Origin of the sequence: Cellulophaga omnivescoria (genome assembly GCF_027915275.1) — a bacterium.
Classification (GTDB): Bacteria; Bacteroidota; Bacteroidia; order Flavobacteriales; family Flavobacteriaceae; genus Cellulophaga; species Cellulophaga omnivescoria.
Window position 1 is genome coordinate 2,344,110 of record NZ_CP115819.1, and the last position, 18,292, is coordinate 2,362,401.

Sequence of the window (18,292 nt, forward strand, 5' to 3'; positions counted from 1 at the left end):
TATCCCTAGATACAGTGATAAAAAATGTTTTTAGTCTTAATAATTTGCAAAAGTTTTAAGATGAAACAAAATAAGAACTTAAAGACTTAGTTTATATTTAAACCATTGTAAACAAAGCCTAAATTTAGAAAAGAATAAAACCTATTATGATTCCATTTGAAAAAGCAGAAGAATACGTAAAAAAGCATAAAAAAGAGACTTTAACAGAGAACGATTTTCAACAATTTAGTTACAAGTATGAGGTATTAGGATTGTTACTTGCAGATTTGCTTAACCCTAAACAAAGACATGAGACATTAACCATATTTTCTAATGTTTTTGATGATCCTACAACTGTAAATCCATGGACAACAAAAGAAGGTTTGCGCTTGGGTATTTTGCTTTACGGAGAAGTACAAGCACCATATTTAGCAGCTATGTGGAGCTTATTTGATTATTTACCGTACCAAACGGGTTATAATAGAAAGGCTTTTAGAGTTAAGCCTAATACAGAACATTTGTACAATAAACTTAATTTTTTTAGAAATTTTTTAAAATTAAGTCGCCGTGGTTTTGGTAATTTATCCTTGGTAGAGCAGTTCCAGTACAGTACTTATTTTGATTATAAGAACAGTTACTTTTTTGCAACAGTTTTACAGCACAAGCCAGAGCTGGTTATTAATGTTGTTAAAGATATTTTTCAGGCAGAAGATGAAATAGGTGGAGTTAGTAGAGATATAATAAAGGGATTATTATTAACCCAGAAGGAAGAAAATTGGGAGCTAGTTTCTAAGTTGCTATTGGCAGCACAACGCCAAGAAGGTTTAAGACAAACTATTTTAGAATCTCTAGATGAAACCAGTGTTGGGGCTCTAAAATATATGATTAAAGTAATTTTAGATAACGATTTAATGCGCTTTAGTAGTGTAGTAAGAGCAGTAGATACTTGGTTTGGTTTTGGTTGGGAAGGACCTAAAAAATCTACTATAAAAAGAATTTTAGAACTAAGTGAGGCTCATATTTTAAATCTTAAAAATGTAGAAAACTTATTAAAAAGCAATGATAATTTAGAGGTATACGTTGGTCTTTGGGTAATTGGTTTAGTAGATGTAGATGCTGCTAATAAAAAGGCTTTAGATATTGTATATACCTCAGATAAACTAGATAAAAAATTACTAGCCCTATATTTTGTAAAACAAACAGAACGTACAAATAAATCTATAGTAGAATATTACAAAAAAGAGTTGGGTAATAACCCAGCTTTAGATTACTGGTTAAGCTTAAATTTACCAGCAATAGAAATAAACAACGAACTTTTTGCAAGAATACAAACTGTGGCGCAGTCTTTACCTAAAGATGGCAAAAGTTACCAAGGTATGGTATTCTCTTGGAACAATTTTACTGTAACACCAAATTATTTTTACACGCTTATAGTAAATAATGCATCAGAGGAGCAATTACAATTATTATCTAATGATTTAGATAAGCTACCATCAGAAATTAGAGAAAGTTACATTAGAAAAGTATTTCCAAATCACTATACATATTCTTTTGGTTATAATTACGGAAGTAAAAAGCCAGGTACACTTATTTTATCTAAAGATGCGTGGCGTAGACAATTGGCGCACCAAGCAATTAAGGATAGAAACGAGTCTGTAATGTCTACCGGTTTAACCGTTTTTCATCATATGCCTTTATACCAAAAAGATTTAGATGTAGTGGAAGATTTATTTGGTCGTAAAAACAAAACGTTACGTTCTGGCTTAATAAAACTTTTAATTAAACAACCAGAGGGTGTTTTTAAAAATAGCACACAAAATTTAATTACAGCTAAAGCAGTAGATAAACGTTTGGCTGCTTTAGAAATACTAACCTTAATAGAGGAAGAAGAGCAATATCCAGAATTTGTAGAAGAACAAATTAGCTTGTATAAAGAGCGACCTAAATTTACTAAAAACGAAAGTGTATTTTTAGATAAGTTTTCTAAAACTAAAATAGGATACACCTATAGTAATGGGTTTGGTGTTGTAGATTATAATAACCTAACACCATTATATACACCACAAGCTCAGTTTAATAACAGTAAAGGTTTTCTTGGTAAACTTGGTATTTCTACAGCAAAATTTAAGTTTAGTAATTTTATAAATGAGCGTAAAATAATAAGTGCTATAAATAATTTAATAGCATTGGTTTATGAACATAGAAATTACGAATACAAATTAGAGGCTTATGATGGTAGTATAACAACAACTTTAATAGCCAACACAATTCATGAAATTAAAAAGTTTAGAGCAGAGATGTCTGCAGAGGAACATCTACATAATATACCCTTAGCAGATGTTTGGATAAAATGGTATAATGATAGTAAGTTAAACGATTTTGAAATGTATGCAGCTATTAAGTACATAAATACATTTACTGCTCCCTATAGCAATTACAAAAAGCTTCAAGACTATGTAAAACAATACACTCCTAACTTAGAGGGTATAAAATTAGACCCTGCAGACCGTAGTTATTACAGTACAAACGCTAGGTATACTAAAATTTTAAGACGCTTGTTTAGGGCTTTTGCAGATAGGCCTGCCGTATTGAGCTTTAAATTAAGTATGTGGGAAGACGCCATTGCAAACTTTCCAGAGAGGCTAAAAAAAGAAAAATTCACTTATGGTGAAGGTTATAGGTATAACAATTATAATTGGGTAGATGTTATAAATGGTTTAGTGGTTGTTATAAATGAAGAAGAACTTATAAAATTTGGAGATTTAAAGCAACTAAAAAAATACTGGGATATAAAAATGTACATTATGGCTCAGTATATTGGTTATCCAAATTCAGTTGCAAATATTGCTGCAATTACAGAAAAAAGAAAAACCGATAGAGGTTTACAGTTACCGCTTTTAGATGTTTCATTGGTTTTGTATCAAAAAGGCCTAATTACTAAAGACGATTTACTTTTTCAGGCTTTAAACTCAAATGAGTTAATGTCTATTTTAGATGGCGTACAAAACTACAGAATACGTAATGGTAATTTAGATGTAGACTTGGTTCCGTACGGAGTTTTAAATGCTTTAAAAACAAACATACTTTCTACAGAGTTAGAGCGTGGAGATTTAGCAACAGATGCTACAGCTTATATTTCTAGTTTTTCAAAAATAGAAGGTGTAGACTATGTTTTTAAGGTGCTACAGCGTATGGGTAAAGATACTTTTGAGCGTGGTTATAGCTATTATGGAGACACCAAAAAATCTACTTTTAGTTCTATATTAAAAAAGAGTGCCTTAAAAGAAACAGAAAGTTATGCAGACTTTGTAGCACTTGCAGATGAAGCTAAAATTCCTAAGAAAAGATTAGTAGAGCTTGCTTGCTATGCAACGCAATGGGCAGGTTTTGTTGGTGAGTATCTTGGACTAGAAAAACTAGAAGATGCTGTCTGGTGGTTTCAAGCACATGCATCAGATTATATGAGTAGCGAAAAAGAAACCATTATTTCTAGGTATTCTAACATTCCAAAGTCCGACTTTGCAATTGGTGCCATAGATATAGACTGGTTTAATAAAGTATACAAAAGTATAGGAAAAGCCAATTGGAAAATTCTGCATGATGCTGCCAAGTATATTACAGATGGTAATGGGCACAGACAAGTAAAACTATACTCTAGTGTAATGCTTGGTGAGGTTAAAATTACTGAAACACTAAAGAAAATTAAAGAAAAAAGAGATAAGGACTATGTGCGTGCATTAGGTTTAATTCCGCTTAGTAAAACCATTCCAGAAAAAGATTTATTAAAACGATACAACCTATTGCAAGAGTTTTTAAAAGAAAGTAAGCAATTTGGTGCTCAGCGTCAAGAGAGCGAGAAAAATGCTGTAGAAATTGCATTAGACAACCTGTCTAGAAACGCAGGTTTTCAAGATCGTGTACGTTTCAGTTGGGCTATGGAGAGTAAAGCAACTTTAGCAATAATGGAAAATGCTGTTTTAAAGTTTGATGATGCCGTTATAGAACTAGTAATTACAGACAATGGTAAAACAGACATTATAGTTACTAAAGGCAATAAAAAACAAAAGTCTATACCAGCTAAGTATAAAAAAGACAAGCAAGTATTGGCCTTAAAAGAAGGCAAGTCTTACTTGTCTAAACAATATAGTAGAACTCGTTTGTCTCTAGAAAATGCAATGGTAAATGAAGACAAGTTTACCGCAGCAGAGATACACAAAATAATGCAACACCCAATAGTTAAAGTTATGCTTAGCAAATTGGTATTGTTTGCTCCAGATAAGCAAATCTCTGGTTTTTATGCAGACGGAGTGCTAACAGATACAGAAGGTAAAAGGCATATTTTAAATGAAGATGATGTCTTGGTAATTGCACATCCATCTCACCTATACAAAGCCGTACAGTGGGATTTGTACCAAAAACACCTTTTTGCAGAGCGTTTGGTGCAGCCGTTTAAGCAAGTATTTAGAGAGCTATATTTGGTTACTAAAGACGAGCTGGAGCTAGGGTCAAAATCAGAACGTTACCAAGGGCACCAAATTCAACCACAAAAAACCGTGGCATTATTACGTGGTCGTGGTTGGACGGTTAGTCATGAAGACGGGTTACAAAAAGTATATCATAAAAAAGGATTTATGGCAACAATGTATGCCATGGCAGACTGGTTTTCGCCAGCAGATATAGAGGCGCCAACTTTAGAGCACATTGTATTTTATTCCTTAGAAAATTACAAGCCAATTCCTTTAAAAGATGTGCCGGCAGTAGTTTTTAGCGAAATTATGAGAGACATAGACCTTGTGGTAAGTGTTGCCCACGTTGGTGGTGTAGACCCAGAAGCTAGCCATAGCACTATGCAAATGCGTGCTGCATTAGCAACAGAGTCTGCACAGCTGTTTAAACTTAAAAACATTACAGTTAAAGAGCGCCACATTCTGGTTGCAGGTACTTTGGGTGAATATAGCATACATTTAGGAAGCGGACAAGTAAGTAAAAATGGCATACAATTATCTATAATTCCTGTACATAGTCAGCACAGAGGACGTATGTTTTTACCCTTTGTAGATGATGATCCTAAATCGGCAGAAATTATCTCTAAAATGAAACTTTTGTCCGAAGACAACAAAATACAAGATCCAACCATTTTAGCTCAAATAAATAGCTAATTTTTAAATAATAAGGGCGTTCCCCACTTAAGGTGGGGCGGGCTTTTGTTGCAAGTCCTCGTGCTAACGCACTGTGGGCTTTACACGCCAATCCCTAACGCGCCAAAAAACAAAATACACATATGCCACAACTAACACTACAACTTAAAAGACTAGGTAAAAAAAAGGTAAAACAAATACCATTAACCTTAGATGCAACTCCTAATAACTTGCAACAGTTACTGGTAGGTTGTGTTAAAAACCAAGTAGAAGCTTTTAATAAAAAAAGGGTAGAGGTTAATGTGGTTGGCTTTTTAAGTCCAGCAGAAATACAAGACCAAGCCCAAAGGGGTAAAGTAGATTTTGGAGATTTAGCAAATAAAGATTTAGCTGTAGAACAAGAAGCTATAGATAATGTATTACTAGCTTTTAAAGATGGTTTATTTGTAGTTTTTGTAGATGGTGATGAGGTTACCAGTTTAGAAACTCCTTTACAATTAACTAAAGACAGTGTTGTAGCCTTTATACGTATGACGTTTTTAGTAGGCACTTACTGGTAGTTTACCATAAAAGTTAATGTATTTAATTATAAAAAGTAGAATAAAAAACTCTTCTTTTTCTTCTTATATTAAACTTTGGGTGTGCTAAAAACATAGCTAGGGTACCTAAATCTGCTAGAATTACACTAAAATATAGGGTTTTAGATGAAAAAATAAGTCCTAATAATACAAATTGCGCTAACAAAGTAGCATCGTATTTACAAATGAAGGATAATGATTGTTCTTTTTAAAATAGAAGAATTTTGTATGCTTATAATTAAGTAGTTATATAAACTAATGTATTACAAATATCCCTATAAAAAGGGAGGTATTTAACAATGTATTGCTGTAAATTGCGGTAAATTAATTGGTGTACAATTGTTATGGTAAAAAATATAGTTGTTTTAATGTTTTTGTTTGTTGTTAGCATAGTTTGTGCACAGCAAAAAACAGAAGACGTTTCTTTAAAAGAAATGAAACAAGTGTGGGCTACTTTTTTATCAACCTTAAAAACAAAAGACACTGTAAAATTTAAACGGTTGTCTGCTTTAAAAATTAGATGTTATGCCTGTTTAGAGAATACTCCAGAAGAAGAAAAAGAACTAACTACTTTTAGAGATACAGAGGAGGATTGGTACAGTGCACTTTACACTACTAAAATTTACATCCCTGTAGATACTTTTATAGCAGAAGATTACAACCTAATTTTTACACATAACTTTATTGGACTTTTAGTAGAAAGCGAAACTATATATGTAAACCACGCAATAGATGGCGTTAATTATATAGAGGTTTTAGTAACTACCACAAAACCAACTAAGTTTCATGAAGGTGGCCAACATACATTTAGATTTGTAAAACAAAATAAAATTTGGGTTTTAGATGAACTAAGTACAATTCCTTAAAAATAGAAATAAAATATGGTAGAAGTAAAATCTTTAGTGATGGCTATAATTAGCTTTTTTTTACAAGGAGAAGTTCCTTTGGTAAGCACAGATACAGTGTTTTTTGTAGATGTAGAGTCTAAAGCAATAACGATAGAGCAACATAATTTATCTACAATTAAAGGGCAAGAAGAAGCTGCTACTGCTGGTTTAAAATTAGCTATGGAACAAACATCTTTAGACGACTCTTTACAAGGTTTAACTTTAATATCTAAAAAGGTTTATGAAAAAGATAATACGCTTAACGCCACCATAAAATTAAGTTACAATACAATTAAAGACATTACCTATTTGGGTTTTAATTTAAACGCAGATGGTACGTATGCTTATTATAAAAATAATACAATAGAGTTGTTAACTGATAATGGAGTAGAAGAGGAGCATCAATTTAATTTTAAAGCAGATCAAAATATAAAGTTTAAAGTAATGCCAATTTTACACAAAGACGTTAAGCTAATTTCTTTAGCGCCAGCTTGGAATAAAAAACAATATTAATATCATAGTAATGAAATCAGAAGAAAATAAACTATCAGTATTACAGAGAATACCAGAAACAAAGCTTAAAGAGGTATTAGAGGAATACCTAAAATTTATGTCTAGTACAAAGTACATTCGCTATGTTCTGCTGCTTTTTGGAGCATTAGTGTTGTTATACAATGTATTTATAGCAGGTAAATCTTATTCTTACTCAGATTATAACACTATAAAAACATCCGTAATTCTAATATGCTGCATATTTATAACAGTATTATTGGTTTTTGCAGGTGTTTATTTTACTAAGCAATTAAAAGTAAAAGGGAAGTTAAAAGAAGTAGCAGAGTATCATAATCTAGACTTTAAAAAGGTTCGTAAAGAGTTTAATATATATGTAAAAGAGGCCTTAGGAGGATATCCAATTTAGTTAAAAATAAAAAATAACCAGAAAACACTCACCTTATGAAAAAAAATACAATAATATGCTTAGCTATTACAACTATATTATTAACGTTATCTGCATCATGTAGTTTTAACAAATCTGTAAAAAAAAACTTTAGTATAGGTTTAATTACTAAAGGAGACGGTATAAATGTAGATGAGGTAGAAGTTACTTTAGATGACCAGATCTTAGACGATAATACATTAATTTATGGTAAAACTTTAGTTACTACTTTTAGTTCTGTAGACGGTTTTACAGAAGAAAACGGTAAATATTATCCAAACTTAGCCGTTGCTGTAATATCTAAAAAAGGAGATACGGTTTTAAAACACTCAAGTTTAATACAAAACTCAGCAAGTGGTTTAGATTTAAGTATGAAAGATTTAATAGGACAAGTAAGTTTTGCTGCCCCTATTTTTTCTGAAGAAACCTATACTATGCTTTATACTTTAACAGACTTAAAAGGAGATGGCATACTTACCTCTAGTTTAGAAATAGATTTAATAAAAGATCCAAATATTACGATTAATACAGAAAAATTAGGGTATGGGGAGGCTTATTTGTTTTCTCCAGACCGTAAGTCTGTGATTACCAATAGAAAAGTTGGGTTTAATGATAAAATGTTGTTTATATTTGAAGGCCTAGAAGGATTTACTAAAAAAGATGGTACTGTAGAAATAGGAATGACAATGCTTGTTAAAGATGATAACGGCCGTGTTGTACTAGACCAACCAGATATGTTTTTAAATCAAAAAATAAACCCCGCATTAGTACAACAATCTATACAGGCTTCTTTAATTATAACAGAAGGAGCTATTAGCAATCCGGTAAAATGGCAAATAAAAATTTGGGATAAAAATAGCAATGCAAAAATTACTGCTAAAACCTTGTTAGAGGTAGAGTAGTTTTTGTATCAAGCAAAAATAAATTAAACACAACTAACCATTGGAAGAATTAATTTTAGATGCATTATTTCAGGACTTTAAAGAAAGGGAGGTTCTGAAAGTTTCACCTTTTGGCGATATTTTTTTTAAAGAAGATGATTTAAAAGGTGGAGAAGTGTATTCCGTTTGTCAAATTTTACCACCAACCAGACCTGCACATAATCCAGCAAAAAAAGGAGAATTTATGTTTTTGTGTCAGGTAATAGCTTTTGATGCGGCTACTTTTCAACAGTTTTTAAAAGTTAAAAGAAAATCGTTTTTTAAGCGTAGTGCGCCAGAAGAAATGCAAAATTTGTACGATGCTTTAATTACTAGGTTTGGTTTGCGTTTAGAGCTAAAAAAAAGATTAGGAAAAACTACTAAAGATCAGGTTTACGGTTATTGTTCATCAGACCCGTACAATAGTACAAATCCTAATGCAGAAAAAGTAGATTTATCTGCATACCATAAAGAAGTTTTAAAATATATAGAAAAAAAACCAAGGCAATTTTATTCAGATATTTGGGAGTTAAATAGCGAAAACGATTTTGGCTTAGCTACTCAAAAATTATACTACGGTTATGGTTTTGAGCTTCCTCAAGGTATTTTTTCCTGTACTAATTTAAAGTGTTTATCAGTAGCTAATCAAACAGTACAACATTTATATCCAGGAATTTTAAAATTAAAATCACTTAACGAACTCACATTGCGCAATGTGAGTTTAATAGCCCCTGACTTAATTAATAAAATTTACAAGTTTAACTATTTGGTGTCTTTAACTATTTCTAGAGATGGAGATTACTACAGTGTGCCATTAAATGGGTTGCCTCCTAACTTAGAGAAAATAAAAAGTTTAAAATATTTAGATTTTTCGGGTAATAAAAGTCCATTATGGTCATCAGTTGTAAAAATTACAGGTTTAAAAACCCTTAATTTATCTAATACATCATTAAACAGAATAACATCAAGAATAAAATATTTAAACCAGTTAGAAGAGTTAGACTTGTCTAACAATAAAATAACAGAATTACCAGAGAGTTTAGTCACATTAAAACGTTTAAAAGTGTTAAGGCTAAATAATAATCCTCTTTTAACCTTACCAAATTGGATTGGGAAACTTAAACAATTAGAGGTTTTAGATCTGCAGCAAACACAGCTTACCTCGTTACCAGATAGTATTTGCAATCTTACAAATTTAAAAGAGCTTAATTTAAAGAAAAACTCTTTTGTAGAGCTTCCGGCTTCATTATTGAAAATACCAACAAAGATTATAAAATTAGAGTTACAAAATCAGGCATTGTACAATAATGAGGTTAAAAATAAATTAGAACAATTGCCAAGTGGGGACTGTTATTTTGAGTCTGACTTTAACTTTAAATTAATGGTTATAAATAAATTGATGTATGTAGATGAGGTTTTATATCCAAAGTTTAATGTGCACTTTTTTGCAAAAAATTACAAAGACCGTAAAATTGATATAGAGGAAGAAGGGTATGCTATTATTCCTGAAGTTGCTGCTTATTTTAAAAAATTACCAATTCCGGCCACACTATTATTAGATATTGTAGAGTTGTTGCCCGATGGAGGAGATGAAATTTACGCCCAATTAATTCCGTTTTGGAGCGGAGAGGATGATAGTTTTGATGTAAAATCTATTGAAGACATTAAGTTTTTGCCTAGTTTAGAAACTACTAATTCTTTACATTTTTCAGAAGAGTTGGTAGCACAGTTAGAGGCAAAGAATATAAATGTTATACCATATTAATTTTATCTAAAGCGAAATTAAGCACTCTAGCGGATACCATTTATTATTCTTTTGTTTGTAATAAACTGTTATAAAACTACCATTACATGCTTTAAAGCTGGCTTCGCGTATTTTAATGTTTGCATTACTGTTAGTATGCTTAAAATGTTTAGTTATTGTTTTGTTGTTTAAAATAGATGATAGTTCTTTAAACTGCAAAGTGTAGTTATATTGTTCAAAAGTATTTCCAATTTTTTTTACTGCTTTTGTGTAGGTGCTTTTTTGTAGCATTTTTGTTTTTTTATTCACTTTCTTGTAGCAGTTTATGCTATCATTGTGCTGAGCAATAGAAGAATTATAAAACAAAAATGAGATAAGTATAAAGACAAGTTGTAAATGTTTCATTTCCTTAGTTTTTTTATGCGCTACAATCTGTAGTTACACGGTCTATTAATGTTAACATCCATTTTTTATTTATATAGCTTAAGTAAAAAATTAAGTCTTCGTCATTCTTATCAACCAAAATAATTCTGTAGCTAATTTTTTCTAAATCTAAAGCTCGTTTTAATTCATTACTGTAAGTTGTAGAACTTAGTTCATACTTTAAATTTTTTATGGTATTAGATAAAAGAGCATTTGTTTTTAATGTATCACAAAATAATCCTTTTGTAGACCAAGTGTAAGTGTTACAATCAAAAGTAGGTGATGTATTATAAGTTATTTTAGCGTTAGACACAGGTTCTGCATAGGGTAAGTAATTAGGTGTAGGATTTTTAAAATTCAGAGAGTCTATAATCTTGTAATTGTTTAAAACACCATATTTAACAAGTATAGTAATACCATTTTCTTTAGAGACGTAGTTGTTTATGGCTTTTGTGTTTTTCTCTCTAAAAGCTATAATAACATTTGTAATGGTTTCTTCTAATAAAACTTTTTTATTTTGGGCACTATTTTGCAAGTGTACTAATAAGAATAGTAATAACAATAGGAGTTTAGACTTCATTCTGTTAAGTTTAAAACAAAAATAAAGCAACTTCCCAAATTTATATACACGGATTACAGTGAAAATACAAATTCAAAAAATTGCTTTATCAAAACAAAAAAAACTTACTTTTATTCTTTCTCTAAATTTATTTCATTCATTATTTCTGCAAATAATTTGTATGATTTTACACGATCTGTATGGTCATAAATGTTTGTTACAGCAATAAGCTCATTAACCTGTGTTTGTTCTAAAAATTCTTTAATCTGTTTTTTTACAGTTGCTTTGCTTCCTATAAAAGAATACTTTAACATTTGGTCTACAGCAGGGTGTTTAAACATTTGTCGTAAATCATCAGTCATTTTTACAGGAGGTAGCATAAAATCTCTTTGGTTGGTAAGTAAACCAACAATAATTTTAAGCAAAGATGTAGATATATTTTCTGCTTCTTCATCGGTATCTGCAACAATAACATTTACACCAGCCATAGTGTATGGTTTATCTAAAGAACTAGATGGTACAAATTCTTCATTATAAATTTTTAAAGCATCGTGCAACTTAGCAGTAGCAAAATGGCTGGCAAAAGCATAAGGCAATCCTTTTCTAGATGACAAATGTGCGCTATCTGTACTAGAGCCTAAAATATATAAAGGTACATGAACACCTTCGGCAACAGTAGCTCTAACTTTAGATTTTTTGTTATCTGCAGAAAAATATTGTTGTATTTGTGCTACTTCTTCAGGGAAAGAGTGTGCTGCTTGTGTATGGTTTGCTCTTATGGCGTGTGCCGTTTCTGGGTCTGTTCCAGGAGCTCTCCCCAAACCTAAATCTATACGGTTTTGGTACAGTGTGCCAAGTGTACCAAACTGTTCTGCAACAATTAAAGGTGAGTGGTTTGGTAACATAATACCACCAGAGCCTACACGTATTGTTTTTGTGTTTTCTGCAACATTACCAATTAAAACTGCAGTAGCAGAACTACCAATAGTTATAGAGTTATGATGCTCTGCAAGCCAAAAACGCTTGTAGCCAAAGGCTTCGGCTTTTTGCGCAAGATCTACACTATTTTTAAACGTGGTTTGTAAAGAACTGCCTTTAGATACAATGGCGAGTTCTAAAACCGAATATGCTATTTTTTTTGATGACATTTTTTTCTTTTTGTTGCTGTTATTTTAAGAAAGTAACAGTTTTTTGGACTTTATTTTGTCGTACTAAAGACCTATTAATTACACGTATATAGTTGAGTGTAAATTATGAACTACAAAAGTACAATTAAGCAATAAATAACACGGCTATTTTAAGATGTGTTATGACTTATTTAAGTCAAGTTTAGCAATAACACAAAAACTATTTTAAAAGTTTAGTGTTCAACTGTCTTGTTATAAGAACACTACGTTTTTTATATTTAAATTGTGAATATCTATTTGCGCATTTACAATCTATTTTTTTTTGTAACGGTTATATTTGGCTTCCCAAAAAACAGAAAAATTATGAGCGCAACTTGGTACGAATGCAAAGTAAAATATAGAAAAATGAGCGACACAGGAGCTCAAAAAGTAACAACAGAACCTTATTTGGTAGATGCAATTTCTTATACAGAGGCAGAAACTAGAATTAATGAGGAAATGAAAGCTTACATTAGTGACGAGTTTAAAATTACAAACATTAAGGTTGCTAATTTTGCAGAAATTCATCCTTTTGAAAATACAGATCGTTGGTTTAAAAGTAAAGTTTCTTTAATTGCTTTTGATGAAGAAAGTGGTAAAGAGCGTAAAACCAATATGTATTTATTAGTGCAAGCTAATGATGTAAAAGAAGCCTATGATAATACGGTTGCTGTAATGAAAGATACTATGGGAGAATATACTATACCATCTATTACAGAGTCTCCAATAATGGATGTTTTTCCTTATTTTTCTGGTGAAGAAGGAGAACTAGATCGTATTCATAAATTTAACGAAATAAAAGATTCTGTTCCTGAAGTAGAAGAAACAGAAGAGGCTAAAGAAATTTTAGAAGATGAAGCGTTAGCACTTGTTAGTGCAGACGTAGATTTAGATGAAGAAGAATAAGCAGTTATTACTATTGCAAAAATAAAAAAGCAGGATAATTAATAACTATTATCCTGCTTTGTGCTTTATAAATAATTAGGACTATAACAGTCCTGCTCTTTCTAATAAAGCTTCAACCTTTGGTTCTGCACCTCTAAAGCGTTTGTATAATACCATAGGGTTTTCTGTACCACCTTTAGACAGTACATTGTCTTTAAATTTAGTAGCAACATCTTTATTAAAAATTCCTTCTTCTTTAAAGTAAGCAAATGCATCTGCATCTAAAACTTCTGCCCATTTATAACTGTAGTATCCAGAAGAATATCCTCCTTGGAAAATATGAGAAAAAGCAGTGCTCATACACGTTTCTGCTGTGCTAGGGTATAAATCTGTACCTGTAAAAGCTTTCTCTTCTTGTGCTTTTACATTTGTAAAGTTTGTTGGATCTACACCGTGCCAAGACATATCTAACAAGCCAAAACTTAATTGGCGTAAGGTTTGCATACCTTCTTGAAAAGTAGCAGATTCTTTTATCTTTTGTACCAATTCCATTGGTATTACTTCTCCTGTTTGGTAATGAGTAGCAAAAAGTTCTAGAGCTTCTTTTTCATAACACCAGTTTTCTAAAACCTGACTTGGTAACTCTACAAAATCCCAATACACAGATGTACCAGATAAACTTGGGTAAGTAGTATTTGCAAGCATACCGTGTAAACCGTGACCAAATTCATGAAACAATGTAGTAACCTCGTTAAAAGTTAATAACGATGGTTTAGTGTCTGTAGGTTTTGTAAAATTACATACGTTAGATATATGCGGGCGTACATTTACACCGTCTTTTATATATTGTGGTTTGTACGATGTCATCCAAGCACCACCACGTTTGCCTGCTCTTGGGTGAAAATCTGCGTAAAATAAAGACACAAAAGTATTATCTGCGTCATACACCTCATATATTTTTACATCTTTATGGTACTTATCTACATTGGTAACTTCTTTAAATTGTAAGCCAAATAACTTTTCGGCTATTTTAAATACTCCAGCAATTACATTTTCTAGTTTAAAGTATGGTTTTAGTATCTCATCATCTAAACTAAACAACTTTTGTTTTAGTTTTTCTGAGTAATAGGCGCCATCCCATTTTTGCAATTGGTCTATGCCATCTAACTCTTTGGCAAAATCTTCTAGTTGTTTAAACTCGCGTTCAGCAGCTGGCTTTGCTTTTACTAATAATTCATTTAAAAAAGAATGTACTTTTTCTGGCGTTTCTGCCATACGTTCTTCTAATACAAAATTTGCGTGTGTTGCATACCCAAGTAAATTGGCACGTTCGTGGCGTAATTTTGCTATTTTTAGTACATTTTCTTGGTTGTCTAACTCATCACCTTTAAACGCTTTACTGCCAAAGGCTAATGATAATTTTTTACGAAGTTCTCTGTTTTTGGCATACTTCATAAAAGGTATATAGCTAGGATAATCTAATGTTATTAACCAACCATCTAAGTCTTTAGATTTGGCTAGTTGCGCAGCAGCTTCTTTTTCACCTTCTGGCAAACCATCTAAATCTTCTTCATTAGTTAAATGCATTTTAAATTTATTGGTTTCTGCCAATACATTTTCTCCAAACTTTAGTTTAAGTTTAGACAATTCTGCATCTATTTCTCTAAGTCTTGTTTTTTTATCATCAGCCAAGTTTGCACCGTTTCTGCTAAAGCCTTTGTATCTTTTATCTAACAACGTTTGTTGTTCTACAGTTAGGTCTAAACTATTTTTTTGCTTATAAACGGTTTTCACTCTTTTAAATAAAGCCTCGTTTAAAGTAATATCGTTACCAAACTCAGACAATAAAGGAGAAACTTCTTGTGCTATTTTCTGAATTTCTTCATTAGTTTCTGCTGAATTTAAATTAAAAAATACGCTTGAGATACGGTCTAATTGCTCACCAGCAAAATCTAGAGCTTCAATAGTATTTTTAAATGTAGGAGTGTTGGTGTTATTTGTTATAGCATCTATTTCTGCTCTTGCATCTGCCATAGCTTTTGTAAAAGCAGGCATAAAATGCTCATTTTTAATTTTGGAAAACGGTGCAGTATCAAAAGTGGATAATAATGGATTCATTTATTAATATTTTACTTATTAGAATAATGAGAAGTTTTAAAAAGGTATACTGTAATTGTTACTTTATACTTTTAACTTTTTCAGCTCCTTCAATAACTTTTTGTTTTAATCCTTCTTTGTAAAAAATTATTTTATCCAATACACATTTGTCAGATGCACCAATAATTTGTGCAGCCAATATACCAGCGTTTTTTGCGCCATTTAAAGCTACTGTTGCAACAGGTACACCACCAGGCATTTGTAATATAGATAAAACAGAATCCCAACCATCTATAGAGTTACTGCTTTTTACAGGAACACCAATTACAGGTAAAGGAGACATAGATGCAACCATACCAGGTAGGTGAGCTGCACCACCTGCACCTGCAATAATTACTGCATAACCGTTTGTGTGTGCATTTTTACTAAAGTCGAATAATTTTTCTGGTGTACGGTGTGCAGAAACAATATCTACATCCACCTCAATATCAAATCCTTTTAAAATATCTATTGCGTCTTGCATTACAGGAAGGTCACTTGTGCTTCCCATTACTACGGCTACTTTGCTCATAATTTATTCGCTTATTACTTTAATTGTATTTTTTACTTGCTCTGCTATTTCCCGAGCCTTATCTATATCTTTATTTACAATAGTTACGTGTCCCATTTTACGAAAAGGTCTTGTTTGTTTTTTACCGTAAATATGTGGTGTAACACCTTCTAATTTTAAAATGTCTTCCATATTTTGGTACACAACATTGCCAGTGTACCCTTCTGCACCAACTAGGTTTACCATAATACCAGCAACTTTACTTTTTGTGTTACCTAAAGGCAAACCAAGAATAGCACGTATGTGTTGCTCAAACTGGTTGGTGTAGCTTGCTTCAATACTATAATGTCCGCTATTGTGTGGCCTAGGTGCAACCTCGTTTACTAATATTTCATCTTCATTAGTCTGAAACATTTCTACAGCTAATAAACCAACGTGTTTTATTTTATCTGCTACTTGTAAAGCCACTTTTTGTGCTTTTTCTGAAACGTCATCTGGTATCCTAGCAGGACAAATAACATACTCTACTTGGTTAGCTTCTGGATGAAATTCCATTTCTACCACAGGGTATGTTTTAACTTCACCGTTACTACTACGTGCAACAATTACCGCAAGTTCATTTTTAAACGGTACCATTTCTTCAGCAATACACTCTACATTTGGCAACCCTTCTAAATCAGAAAAATTACGAACAACTTTTACACCTTGACCATCGTACCCAAATTGTGCACATTTCCAAACAAACGGAAAAGCTAAACCTCCATTTTCTACACTATCCTTAATTTCACTTGTATAAGCAAACCTGGTAAAATCTGCAGTAGGTATTGCATTGTCTACATAAAACAACTTTTGGGTAGCCTTGTTGTGTATAACGCGCAGAGCACTAGTCGGTGGGTAAACTTTTTTGCCTTCGTCTTCTAATTTTTCAAGCGCAGATAAATTTACATTTTCTATTTCAATGGTAAGTACATCTACAGTTTTTCCAAAATTGTAAACAGTATCAAAATCTAAAATATCACCTTTCACAAATTGGTTGCAGGCAATGCTAGTCGGTGCATCTTCTGAGGCCTCTAAAACCTTAGTAAATATGTCTAGTTTACGGGTTTCATAAAGCATCATTTTTCCTAATTGGCCACCACCTAAGATGCCAAGTTTAAAATCTGAAGAAAAAAAGTTCATTTTTGTAATTTTAGCAGTATTGTTAACTTGGTAACAAAAATACACTTAAATCTTAAAACTGCTCTTGTATATCCTAAAAAGAGAAATCAAAATGGTATATTTGCGCTTTTACTAAAAGAACATTCAATTGATTAAGCTACACGACAAATATTTTAGACCTTATTTAACAGAGCAAGAAATATTAGCTGCAGTAAAAAAAATTGCAGGTCAGATTGCCAATGATTATAAAAACGAGACTCCAGTATTTATTGGTGTACTTAATGGTTCTTTTATGTTTGTAGCAGATTTATTAAAAGAGTACCAACACAATTGTGAAGTTTCTTTTGTTAGATTAAGTTCTTACAGTGGCTTATCTTCTACTGGTATTGTAGAAACACTTATAGACGTGTCTGACACTATAGAAGGCAGAAGCGTAATAATACTAGAAGATGTTATAGATACAGGACGTACTGTAAAACAGCTAGTACATATGTTTAGCAATAGTAATGTTAAGGAGTTTAAAATTGCAACATTATTTTATAAACCATCTGTATATTCTGGAGAGTATAACATAGACTATGTAGGTATAGAAATACCAAATAAATTTATTGTAGGTTACGGGCTAGATTATAATGAGCTTGGTAGAAACCTAAGAGAAGTGTATCAACTAAATCAAAATAATATGATAAATCTTGTACTATTCGGGAAACCGGGAGCTGGCAAGGGCACACAGGCAAATTTTTTAAAAGAACAGTACAATTTAAAACATATATCTACCGGAGATGTTTTTCGTTACAATATAAAAAATGGTACAGAATTGGGTACGTTAGCTAAGTCTTTTATAGATAAGGGTGAGTTGGTACCAGATGAGGTAACTATTAATATGTTAAAGGAAGAAGTAGAAAAAAATCCTGAAGCAAACGGATTTATTTTTGATGGTTTTCCTAGAACAACTGCACAGGCTGAAGCATTAGACAACTTTTTATCTACTAAAGATATGAAGATAGATGCTACAATTGCTTTAGATGCTAATGATGAAGTTTTAATACAGCGTTTATTAGAACGTGGTAAAGTAAGTGGAAGAACGGATGACCAAGACGAAAGCAAAATTCGTAACAGGTTTGAAGAATACAACCAAAAAACAGCCCCATTACAGGCTTATTATGATAAGCAAGGTAAGTTTCATACCGTAAATGGTATAGGAGAAATAAAAGAAATTACAGCTAGGTTAAGTAAAGTAATAGATACTTTATAAACCTAAAAACACAGAT

The 18,292-nt window shown here is 31.8% G+C and carries 15 protein-coding genes; 9 read left to right on the forward strand and 6 right to left on the reverse strand.

Going from position 1 to position 18,292, the window contains the following annotated elements; genetic code table 11:
* Window positions 1-146 precede the first annotated feature (146 nt).
* From PBN93_RS10415 to PBN93_RS10445, 7 genes are all read left to right on the forward strand, one after another.
* Complete coding sequence (locus PBN93_RS10415; RefSeq protein ID WP_271080595.1) at window positions 147-5,138, forward strand: DUF4132 domain-containing protein; 4,992 nt, start codon at window positions 147-149, stop codon at window positions 5,136-5,138.
* Between the two features lie 122 nt (window positions 5,139-5,260).
* Entirely contained in the window at window positions 5,261-5,677 is a 417-nt protein-coding gene (locus tag PBN93_RS10420; RefSeq protein ID WP_077406881.1) for a hypothetical protein, read from the forward strand.
* A gap of 362 nt (window positions 5,678-6,039) precedes the next feature.
* Window positions 6,040-6,561, forward strand: a complete 522-nt coding sequence (locus PBN93_RS10425) for a hypothetical protein (protein ID WP_077406878.1) — start codon at window positions 6,040-6,042, stop codon at window positions 6,559-6,561.
* A 15-nt stretch (window positions 6,562-6,576) separates the two neighbouring features.
* On the forward strand, window positions 6,577-7,095 hold the full coding sequence (locus PBN93_RS10430; RefSeq protein WP_077406875.1) for a hypothetical protein: 519 nt from the start codon (window positions 6,577-6,579) through the stop codon (window positions 7,093-7,095).
* A gap of 10 nt (window positions 7,096-7,105) precedes the next feature.
* Entirely contained in the window at window positions 7,106-7,501 is a 396-nt protein-coding gene (locus PBN93_RS10435) for a hypothetical protein (protein ID WP_077406872.1), read from the forward strand.
* Between the two features lie 35 nt (window positions 7,502-7,536).
* The gene (locus PBN93_RS10440) at window positions 7,537-8,421 is read left to right on the forward strand and encodes a hypothetical protein (RefSeq protein ID WP_077406869.1); all 885 of its coding nucleotides are present in this window, start codon (window positions 7,537-7,539) and stop codon (window positions 8,419-8,421) included.
* A gap of 40 nt (window positions 8,422-8,461) precedes the next feature.
* Window positions 8,462-10,204 carry a leucine-rich repeat domain-containing protein gene (locus PBN93_RS10445; protein ID WP_077406865.1) on the forward strand — a complete coding sequence of 581 codons (1,743 nt, stop codon included), beginning with the start codon at window positions 8,462-8,464 and terminating at the stop codon, window positions 10,202-10,204.
* Between the two features lie 6 nt (window positions 10,205-10,210).
* Here the strand turns inward: PBN93_RS10445 and PBN93_RS10450 are convergent, their stop codons facing one another.
* The 3 genes from PBN93_RS10450 to PBN93_RS10460 form a co-directional block, all read right to left on the reverse strand.
* Window positions 10,211-10,588 (reverse strand): hypothetical protein, encoded by a 378-nt coding sequence (locus tag PBN93_RS10450; protein ID WP_139344269.1) that lies wholly within the window; start codon window positions 10,586-10,588, stop codon window positions 10,211-10,213.
* Window positions 10,589-10,601: 13 nt separating this feature from the next.
* A complete protein-coding gene (locus tag PBN93_RS10455; RefSeq protein WP_077406859.1) occupies window positions 10,602-11,186 on the reverse strand; it encodes a hypothetical protein in 585 nt (194 codons plus the stop codon).
* Window positions 11,187-11,296: 110 nt separating this feature from the next.
* Window positions 11,297-12,313, reverse strand: coding sequence for an LLM class flavin-dependent oxidoreductase (locus PBN93_RS10460; protein WP_077406856.1), 1,017 nt, complete (start codon window positions 12,311-12,313; stop codon window positions 11,297-11,299).
* A 342-nt stretch (window positions 12,314-12,655) separates the two neighbouring features.
* On the opposite strand from PBN93_RS10460, the gene PBN93_RS10465 reads away from it, so the two are divergent.
* On the forward strand, window positions 12,656-13,237 hold the full coding sequence (locus PBN93_RS10465) for a DUF4494 domain-containing protein (RefSeq protein WP_077406853.1): 582 nt from the start codon (window positions 12,656-12,658) through the stop codon (window positions 13,235-13,237).
* 81 nt (window positions 13,238-13,318) lie between these two features.
* Here PBN93_RS10465 and PBN93_RS10470 read toward each other — a convergent pair whose 3' ends face one another.
* Genes PBN93_RS10470 through PBN93_RS10480 form a run of 3 tightly spaced genes read right to left on the reverse strand, consistent with a single transcriptional unit; the run spans window position 13,319 to window position 17,042 of the window.
* Window positions 13,319-15,334 carry a M3 family metallopeptidase gene (locus PBN93_RS10470; RefSeq protein ID WP_077406850.1) on the reverse strand — a complete coding sequence of 672 codons (2,016 nt, stop codon included), beginning with the start codon at window positions 15,332-15,334 and terminating at the stop codon, window positions 13,319-13,321.
* A 58-nt stretch (window positions 15,335-15,392) separates the two neighbouring features.
* On the reverse strand, window positions 15,393-15,884 hold the full coding sequence (gene purE / locus PBN93_RS10475) for a 5-(carboxyamino)imidazole ribonucleotide mutase (protein WP_077406847.1): 492 nt from the start codon (window positions 15,882-15,884) through the stop codon (window positions 15,393-15,395).
* A gap of 3 nt (window positions 15,885-15,887) precedes the next feature.
* On the reverse strand, window positions 15,888-17,042 hold the full coding sequence (locus tag PBN93_RS10480; RefSeq protein WP_077406844.1) for a 5-(carboxyamino)imidazole ribonucleotide synthase: 1,155 nt from the start codon (window positions 17,040-17,042) through the stop codon (window positions 15,888-15,890).
* A 127-nt stretch (window positions 17,043-17,169) separates the two neighbouring features.
* Between PBN93_RS10480 and PBN93_RS10485 the strand changes: the two genes are divergently transcribed.
* Window positions 17,170-18,276, forward strand: coding sequence for an adenylate kinase (locus tag PBN93_RS10485; RefSeq protein WP_077406841.1), 1,107 nt, complete (start codon window positions 17,170-17,172; stop codon window positions 18,274-18,276).
* Window positions 18,277-18,292: the final 16 nt, after the last annotated feature.